Origin of the sequence: Alteromonas sp. a30 (genome assembly GCF_026788005.1) — a bacterium.
In the GTDB taxonomy this organism is placed as follows: Bacteria; Pseudomonadota; Gammaproteobacteria; order Enterobacterales; family Alteromonadaceae; genus Paraneptunicella.
Map to the genome: position 1 here is coordinate 209,207 of NZ_JABEPE010000005.1, position 19,704 is coordinate 228,910.

17 protein-coding genes are annotated in these 19,704 nt (G+C 41.9%); 8 read left to right on the forward strand and 9 right to left on the reverse strand.

The window, feature by feature from the left end; all coding sequences use genetic code 11:
* The first annotated feature begins 176 nt into the window (after nucleotides 1-176).
* The 8 genes from HJG39_RS07415 to HJG39_RS07450 all read left to right on the forward strand — a co-directional run bounded on the left by HJG39_RS07415 (nucleotide 177) and on the right by HJG39_RS07450 (nucleotide 10,015).
* A complete protein-coding gene (locus HJG39_RS07415) occupies nucleotides 177-1,805 on the forward strand; it encodes a response regulator (RefSeq protein WP_268408256.1) in 1,629 nt (542 codons plus the stop codon).
* A 91-nt stretch (nucleotides 1,806-1,896) separates the two neighbouring features.
* On the forward strand, nucleotides 1,897-3,720 hold the full coding sequence (locus tag HJG39_RS07420; RefSeq protein ID WP_268408257.1) for an ABCB family ABC transporter ATP-binding protein/permease: 1,824 nt from the start codon (nucleotides 1,897-1,899) through the stop codon (nucleotides 3,718-3,720).
* 8 nt (nucleotides 3,721-3,728) lie between these two features.
* Nucleotides 3,729-3,968 carry a DUF3820 family protein gene (locus HJG39_RS07425; RefSeq protein ID WP_268408258.1) on the forward strand — a complete coding sequence of 80 codons (240 nt, stop codon included), beginning with the start codon at nucleotides 3,729-3,731 and terminating at the stop codon, nucleotides 3,966-3,968.
* Between the two features lie 562 nt (nucleotides 3,969-4,530).
* A complete protein-coding gene (gene putP / locus HJG39_RS07430) occupies nucleotides 4,531-6,015 on the forward strand; it encodes a sodium/proline symporter PutP (RefSeq protein WP_268408259.1) in 1,485 nt (494 codons plus the stop codon).
* 21 nt (nucleotides 6,016-6,036) lie between these two features.
* Nucleotides 6,037-7,149, forward strand: coding sequence for a glutamate 5-kinase (proB, locus tag HJG39_RS07435; protein WP_268408260.1), 1,113 nt, complete (start codon nucleotides 6,037-6,039; stop codon nucleotides 7,147-7,149).
* 58 nt (nucleotides 7,150-7,207) lie between these two features.
* The gene (locus HJG39_RS07440; protein WP_268408261.1) at nucleotides 7,208-8,113 is read left to right on the forward strand and encodes a mechanosensitive ion channel family protein; all 906 of its coding nucleotides are present in this window, start codon (nucleotides 7,208-7,210) and stop codon (nucleotides 8,111-8,113) included.
* 14 nt (nucleotides 8,114-8,127) lie between these two features.
* A complete protein-coding gene (locus HJG39_RS07445; protein WP_268408262.1) occupies nucleotides 8,128-8,547 on the forward strand; it encodes a hypothetical protein in 420 nt (139 codons plus the stop codon).
* 91 nt (nucleotides 8,548-8,638) lie between these two features.
* On the forward strand, nucleotides 8,639-10,015 hold the full coding sequence (locus HJG39_RS07450) for an alpha-amylase family glycosyl hydrolase (RefSeq protein WP_268408263.1): 1,377 nt from the start codon (nucleotides 8,639-8,641) through the stop codon (nucleotides 10,013-10,015).
* Between the two features lie 129 nt (nucleotides 10,016-10,144).
* Here HJG39_RS07450 and purF read toward each other — a convergent pair whose 3' ends face one another.
* The 9 genes from purF to HJG39_RS07495 form a co-directional block, all read right to left on the reverse strand.
* A complete protein-coding gene (gene purF, locus HJG39_RS07455; RefSeq protein ID WP_268408264.1) occupies nucleotides 10,145-11,674 on the reverse strand; it encodes an amidophosphoribosyltransferase in 1,530 nt (509 codons plus the stop codon).
* Nucleotides 11,675-11,689: 15 nt separating this feature from the next.
* Nucleotides 11,690-12,178 (reverse strand): CvpA family protein, encoded by a 489-nt coding sequence (locus HJG39_RS07460; protein WP_268408265.1) that lies wholly within the window; start codon nucleotides 12,176-12,178, stop codon nucleotides 11,690-11,692.
* Between the two features lie 71 nt (nucleotides 12,179-12,249).
* Nucleotides 12,250-12,813 carry an SPOR domain-containing protein gene (locus HJG39_RS07465; protein ID WP_268408266.1) on the reverse strand — a complete coding sequence of 188 codons (564 nt, stop codon included), beginning with the start codon at nucleotides 12,811-12,813 and terminating at the stop codon, nucleotides 12,250-12,252.
* Nucleotides 12,814-12,988: 175 nt separating this feature from the next.
* Nucleotides 12,989-14,239: a bifunctional tetrahydrofolate synthase/dihydrofolate synthase gene (gene folC / locus HJG39_RS07470; protein ID WP_268408267.1), complete on the reverse strand. Its 1,251-nt coding sequence runs from the start codon at nucleotides 14,237-14,239 to the stop codon at nucleotides 12,989-12,991.
* On the reverse strand, nucleotides 14,236-15,090 hold the full coding sequence (gene accD / locus HJG39_RS07475; RefSeq protein ID WP_268408268.1) for an acetyl-CoA carboxylase, carboxyltransferase subunit beta: 855 nt from the start codon (nucleotides 15,088-15,090) through the stop codon (nucleotides 14,236-14,238). Before accD ends, folC begins: the two co-directional genes overlap by 4 nt.
* 212 nt (nucleotides 15,091-15,302) lie before the next feature.
* The gene (truA, locus tag HJG39_RS07480) at nucleotides 15,303-16,091 is read right to left on the reverse strand and encodes a tRNA pseudouridine(38-40) synthase TruA (RefSeq protein WP_268408269.1); all 789 of its coding nucleotides are present in this window, start codon (nucleotides 16,089-16,091) and stop codon (nucleotides 15,303-15,305) included.
* Between the two features lie 92 nt (nucleotides 16,092-16,183).
* The gene (locus HJG39_RS07485) at nucleotides 16,184-16,942 is read right to left on the reverse strand and encodes a metallophosphoesterase (protein ID WP_268408270.1); all 759 of its coding nucleotides are present in this window, start codon (nucleotides 16,940-16,942) and stop codon (nucleotides 16,184-16,186) included.
* A gap of 505 nt (nucleotides 16,943-17,447) precedes the next feature.
* Entirely contained in the window at nucleotides 17,448-17,714 is a 267-nt protein-coding gene (locus HJG39_RS07490; protein WP_268408271.1) for an acyl carrier protein, read from the reverse strand.
* A gap of 342 nt (nucleotides 17,715-18,056) precedes the next feature.
* Nucleotides 18,057-19,704: FimV/HubP family polar landmark protein (locus tag HJG39_RS07495; protein ID WP_326849247.1), on the reverse strand; the 1,648-nt coding region annotated here is incomplete at its 5' end.

Below are 19,704 nucleotides of genomic sequence, written 5' to 3' on the forward strand. Positions count from 1 at the left end.
TATCCTTTTTTGCCGCTTGGAAGCCCCTCTCGTTTGATATATTTATTCATACTCATCTGGCGAATAAAAACAAGTATTCCCTGCTCCCTTGCTGTATTTTTAATCTTATTCTTCAACTATCACTATAATTAAGTAGCTGCTATAGATGACAATGTAAGGTATCTAAACGTTACAGCATGGATAAAAAACTAGCCGAAAATGCCAAAGTACTCGTAATAGACGACCAAACTCTTGCCAAAGGCTATATGAAATATGCGTTGGAAGAACTAGGGTTTGAAAAACTATATTACGTAGACAAACCAAAAGATGCTTTATCACTCCTTCGCTCAAAATACTTTGAACTGGTTGTTTGTACTTATGCTTTAAAGCAAGACCACGATGGTTATTTTCTTTACGAAGAACTGAAATCCAATAACATTCTGCCAACCTCAACGGCTTTTGTATTTGTCAGTGCCGATACCAGCACGGAGTTGGTTCGCAGTATTGTAGAGCTGCAACCGGATGATTTTCTGGTCAAACCATTTACGGTTGCGGACATGAATAAGCGTTTAACCCGCATTCTGGTAAAAAAACAAGCTCTTAAGAACATCTATCATCTTATTGATAAGCGTGACTTCCCATCTGCTTTAGAAGAAGCAGAACAATTCCTGACAATGCCGGAAAAGTCTGAGTTTTTCCCTCAAGCACTAAAAATAAAGGGAGAATTGCTGTTAGCCTGCGATCAGCCTGAAAATGCACGCGATTTTTACTATGCCATTCTTAATGTTCAGGATTTCAGTTGGGCACATCTGGGGTTGGTAAAAGCTCTGTTGTTACTACATGAAGACGAGGAAGCGGAAAAGCGCTTATTGAGATTAGCATTCAAGCCAGAAACGGAATTGCTCGCCTATGATTTAATTACACAGCTAAATATTAAAAAGCAAGACTTCGACACCGCACTAGAAAGCGCCGTCACCGCAGCCAACGTATCCCCTAGAAATTTGCGTAGACATCAACAAGCCATTGACCTTTCAAGAATTACCGCTGATTTTAAAACACAGTTTGAAGAATCGAAAAAGATCGCCAAATTTGCCAAAGACTCCATTCACGATAAACCCGAGAATTACTTGAATGTGGTGCGAGCAGGTATTGATTACGCCCTGACAACTGACGCCGAAGAATCGGAAGTTGTTGCCAAACAAGCGAGCGTGTTTTTAAAACAGGCGACATCCAGCGCAAGTCGAGACAGCTTCGATGCACAAATTACCGTTGCTCACGCGCGTCTAATGTACTTACAGGACGATAAACTCAGTGCAATGCAACTTATGGAGCAATTAGATAGCGACTACTGGGACGACGCCAGTATGGACGATCTTTTAGATCACGCCAAAGCCTTCCATGAACTGGGATTACACTCGCAATCTCAATCACTAATGGATGAAATTGAAAGGCGCTGCCAAGAGGAAGACAAACAAAGTGAATTATTTTTGCAATATATCCAAAAAGAGAAAAAGCAACGCAGAGAAATCACGCAGAGTCCTCGAGATTTAAACAATAGTGCGGTGCAACACTATCAAAAAGGCGACCTTGAAAATGCCCTAAAAACCTTCCGACAAGCCTTTACTGTGATGCCTAAAAATGCATCAATTGCTTTGAATTTGCTGCAAACCATTGCGATTCAAGCGCAAGAGAATGCGATTCCTGATAGCAGCAAAGCAGTGATTCAACATTGTTTCAAAACTATCGCTGAGGGTGAATTGAGTGACGAGCAACAGATCCGGTTTGAGAAAATTAAGAACTTCCTAAACCAATACCATTATCACTAACGTGCTCTATCATCTGCTTTTATCGCTGCGTAAATGTCGTTTTTCTTGATAGAATCGTGGCAAAGTCACGATTAATTGAGACCATTCCTACATGCGCAGCAATCGATTCCCAATAGACGAAAACACCGAAATTAACTGGCGAGTATTAAAAGATCTCGTCCCTCATTTGATGGAGTTTCGTGGTCGTATCGTACTTGCTATCGCTTTTCTAATTGCGGCCAAACTCGCCACCATAGGGCTTCCCTTTATCCTCAAATACGTGGTTGATGGACTAAATGTAAAAGACACCGCAACTCAACTGGTTGTTGTCCCTGTTGCTCTCATTATTGCCTATGGCGCTTTGCGTTTTGCCGGTGTCATGTTCGGTGAAATTCGCGACACCTTATTTGGTCGAGTGACCGAAAGAGCAATGCGCAGAGTCGCATTAAAAGTTTTTACTCATTTGCATAGGCTTGATTTAGATTTTCATTTAAATCGTCAGACAGGAGGGCTCTCCCGAGACATGGAGCGTGGCGTGTCTGGTATTAGCTTTTTGATGCGCTTCATGGTGTTTAATATTGTCCCGACACTGTTTGAAATAGCCGCCGTTGTTGGCGTGCTATTTGTGCAGTACGGCTATCACTTTTCCCTTGTTATTTTTGCATCCGTTGTTGCCTATGTCCTCTTTTCGATGCGCGCAACGGATTGGCGCACACAATATGTCAGGGAAATGAATCAAGCTGACACCTCGTCCAATTCCCGCGCCATCGACAGCTTACTTAACTACGAAACCGTAAAATATTTTAATAACGAAGAATACGAAGCCAAACGTTACGATGTTGATCTTAAAGCGTGGGAAGATGCGCGACGCAAGAACCGATTATCAGTATTCGTTTTAAATGGCGGACAAGCCTTCATTATCGCCTCAGCCATGACAGGCATGTTGGTATTCGCAGGATTTGGTGTTCAATCAGGCGACATGACTATCGGTGACTTTGTACTGATCAATGCTATGACTATGCAGATTTTTATGCCGCTCAACTTCTTAGGGTTTGTATATCGAGAAATTCGTGGCTCTTTAGCGAATATAGAAAATATGTTCAAAATGCTAAACCAAGCCCCGAAGGTCGTCGACAATGAAAATGCAACAGAACTAACGGCGAAAGAAGGTAAAATTGAGTTTAAAAATGTGCATTTTCACTATCAGCCAGACCGTCCCATTCTTCGCGGCGTGAGCTTTGATGTAAAACCCGGTCAAAAGGTCGCCATTGTAGGCGGTAGTGGCGCGGGTAAATCCACCATTATTAAGCTGCTTTTTCGATTTTATGATGCCGAACAAGGAGAAATCCTTGTTGACGGACAAAATATCAAAACCGTCACTCAATCTTCATTAAGGAAATTAATCGGAATTGTGCCTCAAGACACCGTCTTGTTTAACGATACCCTGTTTGAAAATATTCGTTACGGAAACCCTAAAGCTTCGGACGACGAAGTCAAACAAGCCGCCAGACTTGCGCACCTTGATCACTTCATCGACAGTTTGCCCCAAGGTGCAGAAACCCAAGTCGGGGAACGAGGTCTAAAATTGTCGGGAGGCGAAAAACAACGTGTTGCTATAGCCCGCACCGTGCTTAAACGTCCTCCGATTATGCTGTTTGATGAAGCTACCTCATCTTTAGATAGCCATGCAGAACAAGCCATTTTGCAGGCATTGAAGGAAATTGCTCAGGGCCATACCAGCTTGGTTATCGCGCACCGCCTTTCTACGATTGTCGATGCTGATAAAATTATCGTCATGGATAAAGGTACGATTACCGAGCAAGGAACCCATCACGCTTTGCTTAAGAAAGGCGGTTTGTACGCACAGCTTTGGCATACACAGCAATCTAGCGAAGAAGACGAATCATCAAAAGACAAGGTTAATAAAGAACGTTAATTATCGACATGCAACCATTTGATATACAGAACAAAGAAGCGTTGATTAAGGCCATCAACACAGTTATGCCATTTGGCAAATATTCAGGCAGGAAGCTATTGGAGCTTCCTGAACCCTATTTAGTGTGGTTCAACAAACAGGGGTTCCCAGAAGGCAAACTGGGCGAGCAATTAGCATTAATGTACGAGATCAAACGAAACGGTCTTGAAGGCATGTTAAAACCACTACTACACCCATTACACAAATAAAACGGTACTGGAAACGCTCGGGGTACCGTATTTTCTTTCCATAAACCCAACGCAAACTGCCCAAAATAAACGCACGTTTTAAATGAGTTAATGCTTTTTAGTCTTCTTTCGACTCATTATTCACGCCAATCGTTCGCTTTGAATTCAAATTAATACGTAAAGATAGATTTTTAAACTTTTTAATTTTTATCAAAATAATCAACAACTTAATTAAAAAACACCTCCCTAAGTGACGACAAAACCACCATAAAACGCCTCAATATCACCAATATTTAATTTGACCTCAAATTATTTTCCTCTAAAATAGTTCGTGTTCGAATTATTACTTCACTAACCAATTCATAAAAGAACTTAAAAAAGGAACAGGACATGCAAACTTCTGAAGAACCTGCACTAATATCAAAAATTTCGCAATTTTATCTAAATTGCACTGACTTACTGAACACAGTAAAAACCAAGCTTTCTATCTGCCTAGCGCTATTCCCCTACCTCATGTTTGTTGGATTTCTATCTCTTTTCGTAGCTGGTACACAGAAGCAGAAGCAAAAGTCCTAAAACATTTATGAATTACCAAATTATCTCTCTTGGCATCTATTTTGTTGTCATGGTGGGCATTGGTGTGTACGCCTATTTTGCATCTAACGATGACATGGAAGGTTATGTCCTTGGTGGACGTGATGTAGGCCCACATGTTACTGCCTTATCTGCAGGTGCATCTGACATGAGTGGTTGGATGTTAATGGGCCTTCCCGGTGCAATGTTTGTAATGGGCTTTGATGCAATCTGGATTGCAATGGGCTTGTTATTGGGGGCGTTAACTAACTATATTGTTGTCGCACCTCGATTACGCACGTACACCGAAATGGCAAACGACGCAATTACCTTGCCCGACTTTTTCGCTAAGCGGTTTTTAGAAGAAAAAGGTAGCTTACGTTTGATCACTTCCATTGTGACAATTTTATTCTTTACCTTATATACCTCTGCCGGACTTGTTGCAGGAGGAAAGCTGTTTGAATCCGTATTCCAGCTGAACTATTCCTTAGGCGTCGCAGTTACCGCAGGAGTGGTTGTTGCCTATACCTTGTTAGGAGGTTTCCTAGCAGTAAGCATGACTGACTTCGTGCAAGGTTGCATTATTTTTGTCGCGCTCATTGTTGTGCCATTAACGGCTTTTCAGCAGTTCGATACTGTGAATGAATTTAACACGATTACCGCAACGGAGATTGGCTCGTTTATGTCGAGCTGGGAATCATTAACGGTACTCGGATTACTTTCAAGCCTAGCTTGGGGCCTAGGTTATTTTGGTCAACCTCATATTCTAGTGCGGTTTATGGCTATTCGTTCAAGAAACGATATTCCTACCGCTAAAAATATTGGTATGAGTTGGATGACTGTGACCATCATTGGCGCCCTTGGTACCGGTTTAGTTGGCGTTGCCTATACACAAAAATTCGATTTGGCACTGGATGATCCAGAGACAATATTTATTGTGTTGTCGCAATTGCTCTTCCACCCAGCAATTAGTGGGTTTTTGTTGGCAGCTATTTTAGCAGCCATCATGAGCACCATTTCTTCGCAGCTATTGGTGTCATCTTCGTCATTAACCGAAGATATTTTAAAAGTATTTTTTAAATCTAACTCAACCAGTCAGTCCACTCTACCGGGTCGAATTGCGGTTGTTACAGTAGCCATTGTGGCTTCCATTATTGCCCTAAACGATAACAAAAGTGTGTTATCGCTCGTTAGTAATGCTTGGGCTGGATTCGGTGCGGCCTTTGGCCCACTCATTATTTTGAGCCTGTTCTGGCGAAATATGACACGCGCCGGAGCTCTAGCAGGTGTCATTGTTGGCGCAGCAACCGTGCTTTTTTGGATTTACTTCCCGATTGAGATTGCTGGAAAAACATTGAGCCAGCACTTATATGAAATTATTCCTGGGGTCATTGCTAGTTCATTAGCCATTGTGTTTGTGAGCCAACTATCAGCAAAACCCCGTAAAGAAATTTACGTCAAATTTGACGACGTAACAGATGCTATTCGCAGCTAGCTACAGTAAGGACTATCTAGAATGAATCAGACAACATCAGATAAACAAACGATTGTAATTAAAGTAGGTAGCACCCTAATTGCACCGAATGGACGGGTTGACAGAAAGACCTGTCTACCTGCAATTTCTAGCTACATTAACCAATGCTTCGAACAAGGTATACGTGTTGTATTGGTTTCCTCAGGTTCCGTCGCTGCCGGTAAGCACTTTTTCTCTAATGAGACTCCTTCGGCCATTGAGAAAAAGGCGATGGCAGCGACTGGACAAAGTGAAATGATAGCAACTTGGGATTCCTTGTTACATAAGCCTTGCGCGCAAATATTGTTAACTCAAGCGGATCTTCAAGAAAGAACTCGCTATACCAATATCAAAAGCACGGTAAACCAATTGCTAGATAATGGCATCATTCCGATTGTAAACGAGAATGATGCTGTAACTTCTGGGCAATTTGAGGTAGGTGATAACGATAATTTGTCTGCCATGATTGCAGCATGTATTCATGCAGACACGCTTATTATTTGCACCGACATCGACGGGTTATACGATAAAAACCCGCACACACATGATGATGCACAGTTAATAAAAGAAGTGAAAACCATCACTCCAGAAATTTTGAAAATGGCTGGTGGCAGTAACAGTAATGTTGGTACAGGCGGTATGATTACCAAGTTACAGGCGGCTCAAAAAGCCACTGAACACGGCATCGATACCATTATTGTGAATGGTAAAAAGAAAGAAAGCTTCGAGGCTTTATTCGAAAAGGTCAACCCTGGGACGTTCTTCGAAGCCCAAGGTAAGCCATTACAGGACCAAACACATTGGTTAATTCACACTTCAAAAGCAGTTGGTGAGCTTATCATTAAGGAAGAAGAAGATAACAAAATTGCGGTCAATGCGCGGAATCTGGATTTCAGAGACATCGTTGAAGTCAATGGTGAATTTGCCGCAGGTGATACCGTATTAATCAAAGATGTAAAAGGCAAGAAGATTGCTAAAGCAACGTCCTTATGCAGTAGTTGCTTATTAAACTTTGTAAACGACCATCAGGACGAAAATACCATTATGGAATCGGCGTTAAAACAAGGTCCTATTATTCAAAAAACAGAGTTAGCTATCTTTGCACCGACCTTATAAGTACAATCGCTCTTTTTGACTACAATTTTAATAAATTACAGCCAAAGGAGTTAATAAGGTGTCAATAGAGTATTCGGTTCCCGAATTAGCGGAGTTAGTAGAACGTTATAAAATTCTTAGCTCCGCGATTCTGCTTTTCGCAGGGTTATTCGCGAAGCACCTTATTGTACGACGGGTTTTAAAAGTTAGTGAATTAAAAGGCGAAGATAAACGTCATCAGATCAATACATTAAAAAATGTATCTAACATTGGCTTGTTTATCCTCATGTTACTGCTGTGGTCCACCGAACTACAGCAGTTTGCACTTTCTCTAACGGCTTTCATGGTAGCATTTGTGTTGGCTACCCGTGAATTTATTCAATGTCTACTCGGTTTTGTGTATTTAGTCAGTGCCCGCCCTTTCCGTATTGGAGATTGGATCCAGATTGGCGATACAATAGGTGAAGTGGTAGAAACCAACTGGCTCAAAATTGTTCTATTAGAAGTCGATGAGCACACCTACGAATACACTGGACGCCACGTTTATATTCCCAACAATAAGCTGATTCATAATACAGTAATCAACCAAAACTTTATGCGCCGTTACGCCGTACATAACTTTACGTTAGTGACGGATTCAGATGTCAATGTGTTTAGTTTAAAAGAAGACTTGGAACAGCTTGCTAGCCAATATTGTAGCCACTTTAACGACATCGCCGAACGCTATAAAAGCTTCATTGAAAAACGCATGGAAATTGATTTAAACATGCTCGAACCCGGTGTTCGTATCACGACCAATAAATTTGGAAAATTTGAAACTGAAGTCAGCATTTTTTGCCCGACTGAAGAAGCAGTAAAGATTGAACAGCAAATTAGCACCGGATTTATGCAAAAATGGCATGAAGCCCGAAACGCGTTATACGCTTCTAACGCGAATAGTCTGAATCGTCCTGCTTGCCAAATGAGTATGTTTAATCAGATATAGCCGAGTCATAAACGATGTATGCTCAAAACCGACGCGATAAAAGCGCCAGAAATCATCGTCAAAAACGTAGCTACCGCCTCCAAAAAAGCGGTGTGAAAGATGAGTTTATTGATCGCCAAATACTCGTCTTACACGCAGCTATTGTTGATAAATTACTGAAACATCCAGAGTTGCACGCTCACGTCTTTTCTACCCTCGAACAAAGGTTAGCATCCGGCAAATTGCGCTATGGGGGTTATATGACGTGGTATAGCCTGATGGATAACATTGAAAACGAAACCTTATTCAGAAATGCGGTACTTGAAAATACGCCTCGAATGCGAAAACTGCGTCGGTCCACTCCCTTCGTTGGAATTCTCACTGAAGAAGAGCGCTCATCAGCACTCAACACCGCAGCCTGTGGTGAAGCCGACATAAGTCACTTGCTGTATTAGCCCTTATTACCACTTTTTATTAACATTTTTGTTTCAAAATGGTGTTTTTTCTTCCAAACTTATTCTCACCCAGTTTTAACGTTTAAGTATTATGAAAAGACTAGTTAACCTGCTACTCATTACATTGTTTATGACAACCTCCACTCACGCAAGTACGCCAGAAAAATACCAGCCCAAACCTTATGTTGAACTAACCCATCCTGCATGGTCAAAGAACGCGACCATCTATGAAGTCAACGTACGCCAGTACACCAAAGAAGGAACGTTTAAGGCGTTTTCTCAACATATGCCTCGGCTTAAAGAACTTGGCGTCGATATTCTCTGGCTGATGCCTATTCACCCTATCGGTGAAAAAAACCGCAAAGGCGGTAAAGGCAGCTATTACTCAGTGAAAGACTATATGGCCGTTAACCCAGAATTTGGCACCTTAGACGACCTAAAAGCCTTAGTAAAACAGGCGCATGATATGGGTATGTATGTCATCTTAGACTGGGTAGCGAATCACAGCGCATGGGACAACCCTCTCACAAAATCGCATCCAGAATGGTATACAAAGGACCACAAAAGCAACTTTCAACCAACGCCTTGGTGGGATTGGTCGGATATTATCGATTTTGACTACAACAACCCTGAAATGCGTGAATACATGACAGAAGCGCTAAAATACTGGGTAAGAGAAGCGGATATTGACGGCTACCGAGCCGATGTAGCGGGCTTTATACCAACTGACTTTTGGGACACTGTGCGCGACGAGCTTGATCAAATCAAACCCGTTTTTATGCTCGCAGAATGGGATTCCCGAGATTTACACAAAAATGCGTTTGATATGACTTATGCTTGGAAGCTAGACGCTACTATGGTTGAGGTAGCGCAAGGCAAAAAAGACGCTTCCGCACTTTTCCACCATTTTGCACACACCTTAAATGCCTGGCCCGATAACGCCATTAAAATGAACTTCGTTGACAACCATGATAAAAATTCTTGGGAAGGGTCTATGTTCGAGCGTTTTGGCCCCCATTTAAACGCGAGTATTGTGCTTACCGTCACTGCTGAAGGTATGCCACTGTTATATAGCGGACAAGAAGCGGGGTTAGATCGTTCCCTTGCCTTCTTCGAAAAAGATGAAATCATTTGGCAATCACACCCTATTGGCGCTCTTTATAAACAACTCTTCAAGCTGAAAAAAGCGAACCCTGCTTTGTGGAACGGTAATTGGGGAGGAAAGATGGTTCCTGTAACCAACTCCCAGCCGAAACAAGCACTATCCTTCGCGCGTGTTAAAAACGACAACAAAGTTTTCACTGTAATTAATTTTTCTGATTCAGAAGCAGTGGTTAGCTTTACTGAAACAATTCAGCTAGGCAAATACACGGAGTATTTCTCTCAGCAAAAAATACAGATAAAGCCCGATACTCTTATCAAGGTGCCGGCTTTTGGTTACAAAGTGTTTGTATCTGACACGAACTAACTGAAAAATTAGAAGAGGTTAAGGCATTCAAAACACATAATAAAACCCGATGAAGCTGGAACGACATCGGGTTTTATTCATTACTTTATCCAACAGTGTTAGGCGCTATAGCGCTTTCCTACTCTCAAGTTAGTCTTGATCTGACTCATCCAGAATATGCATTTCCAAATTTGTTAACTCTTCTAAATCGGAATCGTGCTTGCTGTTTTCGCTACGCGCCATATCGAGCTGTTCTAAATAGGCTTGGGTAATGTCTCCAGTTACGTATTGACCATCAAACACCGACGTTTCAAAGTCCGTTAACTGGTCATTTTCTTTAGAAACCGCGCTTTTTAGATCATCTAAATTTTGATAAATGAGCCCATCTGCACCAATTAGCTGACAAATCTCATCAACCTCGCGACCATATGCGATCAGTTCGTTAGAGGTTGGCATGTCGATACCGTATACATTAGGGAAACGAATCTCTGGGGCTGCTGATGCAAAATACACTTTTTTTGCCCCAGCTTCTCTTGCCATTTTAATAATCTCGCCTGATGTTGTACCACGAACAATAGAGTCATCCACTAAAAGCACGTTTTTGCCAGCAAATTCGGACTTGATCGCATTAAGCTTACGGCGTACCGACTTACGACGCTGAGTTTGTCCTGGCATGATGAAGGTACGACCGATATAACGGTTTTTTACGTACCCCTGACGATAAGGCAGATTCAACTCTTGAGCAATTTGGAGCGCTATATCAATGGAAGTTTCGGGAATAGGTATAACAACATCTATATCAAGGTCGGCCCATTCTTTAGCGACTTTTTGACCTAAGCTGGTCCCCATATTAACCCGAGCAGCATAAACCGACGCACCATCAATAAAGGAGTCTGGACGAGCGAAATACACGAACTCAAAAATACAAGGTACACTCTTTGGGTTCTCTGCACATTGTTGTGTGAACAACTCACCATTTTCAGTAATGTACACCGCTTCACCCGGAGCAATATCACGGATAACCGTAAAGTCTACCGCATCTAATGCAACCGACTCAGAAGCAACCATGTACTCATCACCCGTTGCTGTTTCTCGTTTTCCAATAACTAACGGACGTATGCCATTTGGGTCACGAAATGCAACAATACCGTGACCAATAATAGAAGCAACAACCGCGTAGGCACCTCGAATACGCTTATGTACGTGACTAATCGCGGTAAAAACATCATTCGCTTCAAGCTTCAAAGTGTCACACTTTTGCAGCTCATCAGCGAGGATGTTGAGCAGCAATTCTGAATCCGACGTGGTGTTAATGTGGCGTTTCGAAATCCGCAACACTTCTTCTTGCAATGCTTTTGCGTTGGTGAGATTACCATTGTGTGCCAACGCGATACCGTAAGGTGAGTTAACATAAAACGGCTGCGCTTCTGCCGAACTGGATGTGCCTGCGGTAGGATAACGAATATGTGCAATACCCACCTTCCCCGTTAGGCGTTGCATATGGCGATTACGAAACACATCCCGCACCATGCCATTGGCTTTTCGTAAATGAAACATTCCCTTGTCGATGGTAATCATCCCCGCAGCATCTTGCCCCCGGTGCTGCATCACCGTTAAAGCATCGAACAAATCCTGATTAACAGGGCCATTTAAGCCCACTATACCGGCAATTCCACACATATCTTATGCACTCATTTAACTACTAGCGATAAAACTTGAGCTGTTCTTTAAATATTCAAAGAACCACTCAATAACAATTGAAAATTCGGGTATCAACATGGACTCTTGCCAGCTTACGGAACCGGAAAACGGGGTAAAAGAATCCATAAAAAACAGCACAGCGCTGACAATTAACGCGCCACGCAGCAAACCAAAAACCGCACCTAACGCCCGATCGGTGCCAGATAATCCTGAGATATGGACCAACTGATGAACGAGATAGTTAATCAGACCACCTAAAATCAATGTCACCACAAACAAAATAGCAATAGCGACGCCATTACGCACAATGTCGTCCTGGATATTCGTAAAATAAATGGCTAAGTAGGGATAAAAGTGTCTGGAAACGAAGAAAGCGGCAGTCCACACTAACAAAGAGATAGCTTCTTTAACAAATCCCCTTGCGAGACTAATTAAAGTGGAAATAACAATGATGCCGAGGATAGTAAAGTCAATCCAATTCATAGGTGCGAGCTGTGCCTCGATTTAATGCGCGCGCATTCTAACAGATGAATCACCCCTTGTCTTTACGGATTTTAGTTCACCGTAAAAGGGGTAAGTTTTCCTTTCAATCCAGTTAGTTCTCGTAAGTGAGGCAGCGCTTTTTGTAAATTATCTTTTTCTAAATCCGGCCCAACAAATACTTTTGTTAGCAGCCCTGAACTCGTTTGTATGGGTCGAGTGAAGGTACGATAACCAGCTTGCTCCAATTTATTCTGTAATTCCCGAACATTCTTCTGATGACGAAAGCTACCTAATTGAATGATCCAACCTGCATCACTGACGTCTTCTGAGCCTACTTCGCTAGCGTCTGCCAACACTTCCATTTCGTCAGAGCCATCATCCTTCGGAATAACACCAAATTCATCAACGGGTTTTTCATCAACAATTTCAACCTTGCGAGCAACAGCTTCCTCGACTTCTTGTATGGGAAAACTCTCTGCGGGAGATAATGTTCGCATTGCAGGAGGTTTGGGAAAGTTCTCAAAATGGTCCTGACTACGTTGTTTTTCTCCATCCAGAACTTCAGGCAAAAATATCACTGCCAAAGCCACTAAAATAATAGTGCCGACTAATCTGTTTTGAAATGCAGAGGCCAAGCAATACGCTCCTTTCCATCAAACTAAAAACGGGGAACATCAAAGGCTTAGGTAAATCACCCAGATGCTTTACTCACTCTCACAAGCGATTAAATGACTAAGAGCGATAAAGTTTAACGCATCGAACTTAGAATACAATCTAAGAATACGATGCGTTGTTGAGAATGGGATTTTGCTACGAATAGCTAGGTAAGACTTGTGCAACAGAATAAAATGACCCAAAAACCAAAATACAATCATCTTCAAATGCATCTTGTTTCGCTTTCTCAAGAGCGGCTTGAATAGAGTCGAAAGTTTTAACTTTCTCTTCTCCATCGATCGCTTCTAGCAACTGCTCGGTTGTTGCAGAGCGTGGCGTAGGCAACGGTGACGCATACCAAAATGCGCCAAGGCCCTTAAATGGCGCCAAACTTTCTGCCATATCTTTATCCGCTAACATGCCAAAAACCAAATGCAAATTACCACGATGCAATTTCAATAATTTTTGTTTAACGTACTGCGTCGCATCAGGGTTATGTGCTACATCTAATACCACTAATGGGGCATTTCCGACAATTTGGAAGCGTCCGGGTAACGCCGCATTTCGACATACAAACTGTGCTGCGGAGTTATCTAAGGGCCACTCCAGTAAAGTGGCACAGGCTAACGCGGTTGAGAGGTTTTGCCTTGGAATAGAGCGCTCAATAAGGCCATTCAACCATTTTTCGCCGCAACGCCAATTCCACGTACTTTCCTTGGTATAAACAAACTCAAAATCCTGTTTTTGCCAAAGTGCTGTTACATTTAGGCGCTCGACTTCATCCAACAAAGTATGTGGTGGATCGACATCCCCTATCACAGCTAAGCCGTCCTTCCTTAAAATACCAGCCTTTTCTAACGCAATTGCTTCGCGTGTATCACCTAAATACTCTTGGTGATCCAAACCAATACTGGTAATAACAGCGAGTGTCGGTTCAACCACGTTGACTGAATCTAAACGACCTCCTAAACCCACTTCTAAAATAGCCACATCCAACTCGCTATCACTTAACAAACAGAGCGCAGCTAAAGTGCCAAATTCAAAGGGTGTAAGAGAGATATTGCCTCGAGCGGCTTCCACTTTTTCAAACGCTGCACAATGTGCCCGTTCGTCCAACATTTGGTTGTTGACTCTCACACGCTCGCGATAGTCTATAAAGTGTGGAGAGCTAAACACTCCTACCCGTTTGTGCAGGTATAAAGCCAGTTGCTCGAGGGCAGCACAGGTTGTGCCTTTACCATTAGTGCCCGCAACAGTTATTACGGTAGCACTAAATTGAATGTTGAGATTTTGGTAAACCTCAGCAACGCGGTCGAGGCCAAGGTCAATTTGTTTTGAATGTAATGTATCGAGGTAAGCTAACCACTCAGCCAAACTGGTTGGTTGAGTGGTATGTACGTTTGTCATATCGCCTGTTTCGCATAATGGAGTTTATCGAGCAATCCAAACAATTTATCACGCATTTGACGACGATCGACGATCATGTCGATAGCGCCCTTCTCTAACAAGAATTCACTACGCTGGAAACCTTCCGGCAATGTTTCTCGAACTGTCTGTTCGATAACTCTCGGACCAGCAAAACCAATTAATGCGTTGGGTTCAGCAACATTAATATCGCCTAACATCGCTAAACTAGCAGAAACTCCGCCCATTGTCGGATCAGTTAATACTGAAATAAACGGCAATCCCTGCTTACTCATTTTCGCCAATGCAGCACTGGTTTTAGCCATTTGCATAAGCGATAACAAGGCTTCTTGCATTCGTGCCCCACCACTGGCAGAGAAACAAACAAGGGGAAGATTGTGTTGTAAACAATATTCAACCCCTTTAACGAAGCGAGCTCCTACAACGGAAGCCATCGAGCCACCCATAAAGCTGAACTCAAAAGCAGCAACCACAATAGGTTGTCCTTTCAACTTGCCGTGCATAACAACAAGTGCATCTTTTTCATGTGTGCTTTTTTGTGCTGAAGAAATGCGGTCTTTATAACGCTTGGAGTCTTTAAACTTAAGCACATCTTGTGGCTCAAGCTCTGCACCAAGCTCAACTTTCTCCGATGCATCTAAGAAGTGATTAATTCGCGCTCTTGCCCCAATTCTCATGTGATGTTCACACTTAGGACACACTTCTAACAGGCGCTCTAATTCAACTTTATACAAAGTTGCATTACAGCCTCCACATTTTGTCCAAACGCCTTCAGGTACGTTACTTTTCGTTGCCGATTGGGTACGCGGCAATATTTTTTGAATCCAACTCATATGAAAATAAAGTTCCAGATTTTGAATCAATCACATCCACAACAGTGTAGATGAGTATAATTTTTCTTAATTTGCCGCAAATTGCAAGACCCAATTCAAACCATCAAGGCAATGAACTGAATAATATGCGACCAACGTGCTGCTAAAATGGTAAACTTAGCGATAATATAACGCTATTGTAACAACATAAATTTTTTGTCTGGTCTGAGAACTTACATTGACAAGAACAAAGGCCCGAGTTCCGGCGTTGGCAATGTAAACTCTTCAGGATAAGCCACCGCAACTAAATATAAACCATTTGCTTTTGCCGTTGCAGCCGCTTTCGTACGGTCCTTTTCTGCGAGTAACTGGGCGATCCACTCAATGGGCTGTGCACCAGTACCTACTTCGCATAATGAACCTACGATATTTCGCACCATGTGATGTAAAAACGCATTCGCCTGAATATCAACAATAACGAAATCACCTTTACGCGTCACCTTAACATGATGCACATTTCGAAACGGAGTCTTAGATTGGCACAATGCAGCTCGAAAAGCACTAAAGTCTTGTTCTCCTAGTAAACTTTGTGCAGCTTCGTGCATTTTCTCAGCATCTAACGGATGATAAAAGTGTGTAACTCCATGATAAAGAATACCGCCTCGTAATTGACTGTTGTAAATAATATAACGATAACGTCGAGAAGTAGCAGAAAAACGCGCATGGAAATCATCCGACACGTTTGTGGCCCATTTAACAGCAATAGTTTGAGGCAGATTAGCGTTTACACCGAAGGTCCAAGCTCTCATAGGGCGGGTATTAACCGAATCGAAATGAACAACCTGATTGGTTGCATGAACCCCCGCATCAGTGCGCCCCGCACATTGAATTTCAACCGTTTCATCAGCAACAGATGAAAGTGCTTTTTCCAACTCTGCTTGAACACTATTAACATTTCGCTGACGCTGCCATCCAAAATACGCTGCGCCATCATACTCAATTCCTAAAGCAACCCTAGTCATATCTTTTAATCTCTACTTAGATAGTCGCGGATTCTATGATAAAGCGAGCCTCAACACAAAATCGCTAAAGCGCTTAAACTAGGCGAGTATGATTACTGCTCGTAAACACACAACAGTTCTTTCACTGCTATATTATGCTCAGATGGGTAGCCAAAAGCATTATTAATGTACTTCACGCCATCTATAATGGCATGACGATTAACATGACTATGACCATAAATATGAATTTTGGAATTAAGTTGACGAATTTGCTCTTCTAACCCTTTACATCCCAGAACCGGATACACAAATCGGAAATTTTGTGGAATATAAGGAGGCATCAAGTCAATTCGGGGTAAAAAATGGGAGAAACTAATGACGGTATCGTTCTTGGTTTGCAAATGTTTGGTATTTTTTTGCAGGAAAAACTCGGTCACATCGGTTAACTTTGCATCTTCTGGCCATTTACATCGCCTGAAATCCATCCAATGATCGAGCAGCATCGCATCAGGCTCAGCGAAGCTAAAGTCATACCAGCCATGCAAAGGCACAATCGACAAACTGCCGACATGATAAGGTTCAATAGAAACGTCACACTCGACAGCAACATTGCAGACATCTTCGAACTTATCTAAGGAATGGCCTTCTCTATCTTTTTCAATCCAAAGCTCATGATTACCGGGCACAAACATAACACGATGAAACTTGGTCACGAGTTGGTCAAAACTTTTTCGAAGCAAGTCCAAGCTTTCCGTAAGATCGCCCGCTAGTATGAGGATATCGTCTTGATAGTCATATCCAGAGAGACCAAATAACCATTCCATATTCTCTGTATAATCAATGTGTACGTCAGATATTACGAAGACTCTCATTAGTACCACTTGCTTTTTGACATTGCTTTATTCATACCTGTCGACCCTCAAGAGGATAACTGGACATCCTTGAAATTAATCCCCCGAGTCTTAACATTGTAGGGGGCCGCAACTCGTATATAAAAATACACACTATAACGGACACTTCGGTTAAGTCAATTGCCTAAGAACGGGTAAATTAACTTAAATTCAAAATAAGAAATATCTTACCAAACAATTGAAAAACAAAGCGTATTAATTTCAAAAAACGGTTTTCTTAAAGGGAAAAACATCCCTGCTTTTTTCATCTTTCTAATGGCATAAGTTTAATAAATTCTGTTCACTGTAAAGAAAAAACAGCCGATATTTCAGAGAATAAGACTGACTTTGTCAATCAAATGTAAACATAAGTAAGAAGATAATTTTGTTCAAAAAGGTATTTCCGTTATATATCAATGAACTATGATTTGTGAGTAATTGGGTTTTCTATTTACATCCCTGTCTTCCACATTAACCAAGGTAACTATCAATATTGAGACAACTTATTGGCATACACTTCGCAAAGATCACCTACTGTTTTAATATTTCGCATATTCACATCGTCGTTTTCAAACGGGTTAATTGAAAACGCATCCTCTAAATCAGCGACTAAAGCTACAATCGCTAACGAACTAAAACCGAGATCATCAACAATGTCGAGGTTACTCATCAAATCAGGCGCACCATGTTCTTGCGACTGGGCAACATTAGCGATGACTTGTTCGACTTTTCGATAAATTTCAGTTTTCTTCATTTACACGCATCACCTAGCAATGAAAATTGTTTAGCCTTAAAACATAAGAATAGCACTTATTTATGAGAGCGTTTTACAAGTAATGCCAATATGAAACTAATAAAATATCATACCTATGTTAAAAATAGCATAAGGTTAAATAAATACCTATACCCTATCCTGCCAATAACTTGAATGTGCCTTTGATAAGTAGCCTTGCGTAGCATAGCTTCAAATAAGCGTTTTTAGGCTGATAATTTTTTATACACTTAAGTTGACTACTTTTCAATCAACAATATTTTACGATAAAAAGAAAGAGCCGATTAAAACCGACCCTTAAATTGTTAAATGCTTAAATTGAGTTTAATTTTTAAGCTGAGCAATTAATGCGTTAATTTCCTCAGAGTCTTTGTCAGAGGCCTTATCTAGGAGTTCCATAAGAATCTCCCGAGCCGATTCGTGATCGTCTATTTCAATATAAGCCTTAGCAAGATCAAGTTGTGCAGCATTGCCAGAATCGCTGTCGACATCAATTAAATCTTCATCTCCTGGCGCTCCTGGATAATCAGACAGCAAATCATCAAGATTTAGATCTTGTTCCGGTTGCACCTGAGACTCCGCCATTAAGCTCTCTTCCAATAAGGTTTCTACATCAGTAAAGTCACTATCCAATTCGGCCGATAGCGCTTCTTCAGTCGACATTTCCGATGTGTCTAATGGCGTCACATCATCAGATTCAGTTTCTTCGCTTAATAATGCTTCTAAGTCTAAATCTGGGTTGTCAGGTAGCTCCAACTCTTTAGGCAAACCCTCTTCGGAAGACTGAGTTTCTTCCTGATTTTCATCAATGCTACTTAGCAGATCTTCAAAGCTAATATTTTCCAATTCCTCCAACATGGAGTCATCTTCTTGTTCCTCAGCATCTTCCGTGGTTTGAAGGCTTTGCTCTTGCTCAATATCTTTTTCTGCATCGGAGAGAATTGCAGCCAATTCTTCATCTTCTTCGTGCGCGATGCCAAACTCGAGATCGTCAAGCGGAGGTAAATCGTTATCTTGACCTTGCGCTTGTTGTGAAGCCTCTATCCCATCAGCAGCAGTAGGCACTTCATCTGCATTTTCTAACCACTCATCCAGTTCTTCGTCAGAAATAATATCTGATATTTCCTCAGAATGACTCTCGTTAGTATCTTGATGCCCCTCTGAGTCTTCCAACCAATCATCTAAATCGGGCAAATCATCTAAGTCGGTTTCATCAATAACAGGCCCTGAGTCAGAGCTTACAGGCTGTTGCTTATTGCTGTGCTCATTTTCCAATTCGGGTGAAGGAGAATCTTCATCGAACGATACCGGGTTATCATTAGCTTCATCTTGCTCAGAAAACGCGGCTTCTAAATCTGCGTCCGTAATGTTATATAAGCCATCTGAAGCTTCTTCGGCTTCGCGATTTACTTCGCTTGTCGCGTCCTCCGAGGAGTCTTCTACTGCATCATTAAGTTCACTTTCAAAATCTTCTAGAGCAGCTTCAAAACCCGCTAAATCTGGCTCATCTTCGGATGATGTTTGCTCTTTAGGCTCAACTATATAATCAACCAATTCGTCATGTTCCGATTCTAATTCAACCTCTTCTGACGCAGATTCTTGCGGCATTGTAGGCTGAGGTGAAACATCGTCAACGCTTGGCGCGTCTTCACCTATGTCGTCAAAAGAAACATCTTCTTCTAATTCAAATGTTTCGGTTGTGGGATGTATTTCTGGCTCAGGTTCAACTTCTGGCTCAGGTTCAACTTCTAGCTCAGGCTCAACTTCTAGCTCAGGCTCAACTTCTAGCTCGGGTTCAACTTCTGGCTCAGGTTCAACTTCTGGTTCAGGCTCAACTTCTGGCTCAGGTTCAACTTCTGGTTCAGGCTCAACTTCTAGCTCAGGTTCAACTTCTGGCTCAGGTTCAACTTCTGGCTCAGGTTCAACTTCTGGCTCAGGTTCAACTTCTGGCTCAGGTTCAACTTCTGGCTCA

Coding starts and splice junctions, on each gene's coding strand:
- HJG39_RS07415 (WP_268408256.1), top strand. CDS start 177: ATGGATAAAAAACTAGCCGAAAATGCCAAAGTACTCGTAATAGACGAC.
- HJG39_RS07420 (WP_268408257.1), top strand. CDS start 1,897: ATGCGCAGCAATCGATTCCCAATAGACGAAAACACCGAAATTAACTGG.
- HJG39_RS07425 (WP_268408258.1), top strand. CDS start 3,729: ATGCAACCATTTGATATACAGAACAAAGAAGCGTTGATTAAGGCCATC.
- putP (WP_268408259.1), top strand. CDS start 4,531: ATGAATTACCAAATTATCTCTCTTGGCATCTATTTTGTTGTCATGGTG.
- proB (WP_268408260.1), top strand. CDS start 6,037: ATGAATCAGACAACATCAGATAAACAAACGATTGTAATTAAAGTAGGT.
- HJG39_RS07445 (WP_268408262.1), top strand. CDS start 8,128: ATGTATGCTCAAAACCGACGCGATAAAAGCGCCAGAAATCATCGTCAA.
- HJG39_RS07450 (WP_268408263.1), top strand. CDS start 8,639: ATGAAAAGACTAGTTAACCTGCTACTCATTACATTGTTTATGACAACC.
- purF (WP_268408264.1), bottom strand. CDS start 11,674: ATGTGTGGAATTGCCGGTATAGTGGGCTTAAATGGCCCTGTTAATCAG.
- HJG39_RS07460 (WP_268408265.1), bottom strand. CDS start 12,178: ATGAATTGGATTGACTTTACTATCCTCGGCATCATTGTTATTTCCACT.
- folC (WP_268408267.1), bottom strand. CDS start 14,239: ATGACAAACGTACATACCACTCAACCAACCAGTTTGGCTGAGTGGTTA.
- accD (WP_268408268.1), bottom strand. CDS start 15,090: ATGAGTTGGATTCAAAAAATATTGCCGCGTACCCAATCGGCAACGAAA.
- truA (WP_268408269.1), bottom strand. CDS start 16,091: ATGACTAGGGTTGCTTTAGGAATTGAGTATGATGGCGCAGCGTATTTT.
- HJG39_RS07485 (WP_268408270.1), bottom strand. CDS start 16,942: ATGAGAGTCTTCGTAATATCTGACGTACACATTGATTATACAGAGAAT.
- HJG39_RS07490 (WP_268408271.1), bottom strand. CDS start 17,714: ATGAAGAAAACTGAAATTTATCGAAAAGTCGAACAAGTCATCGCTAAT.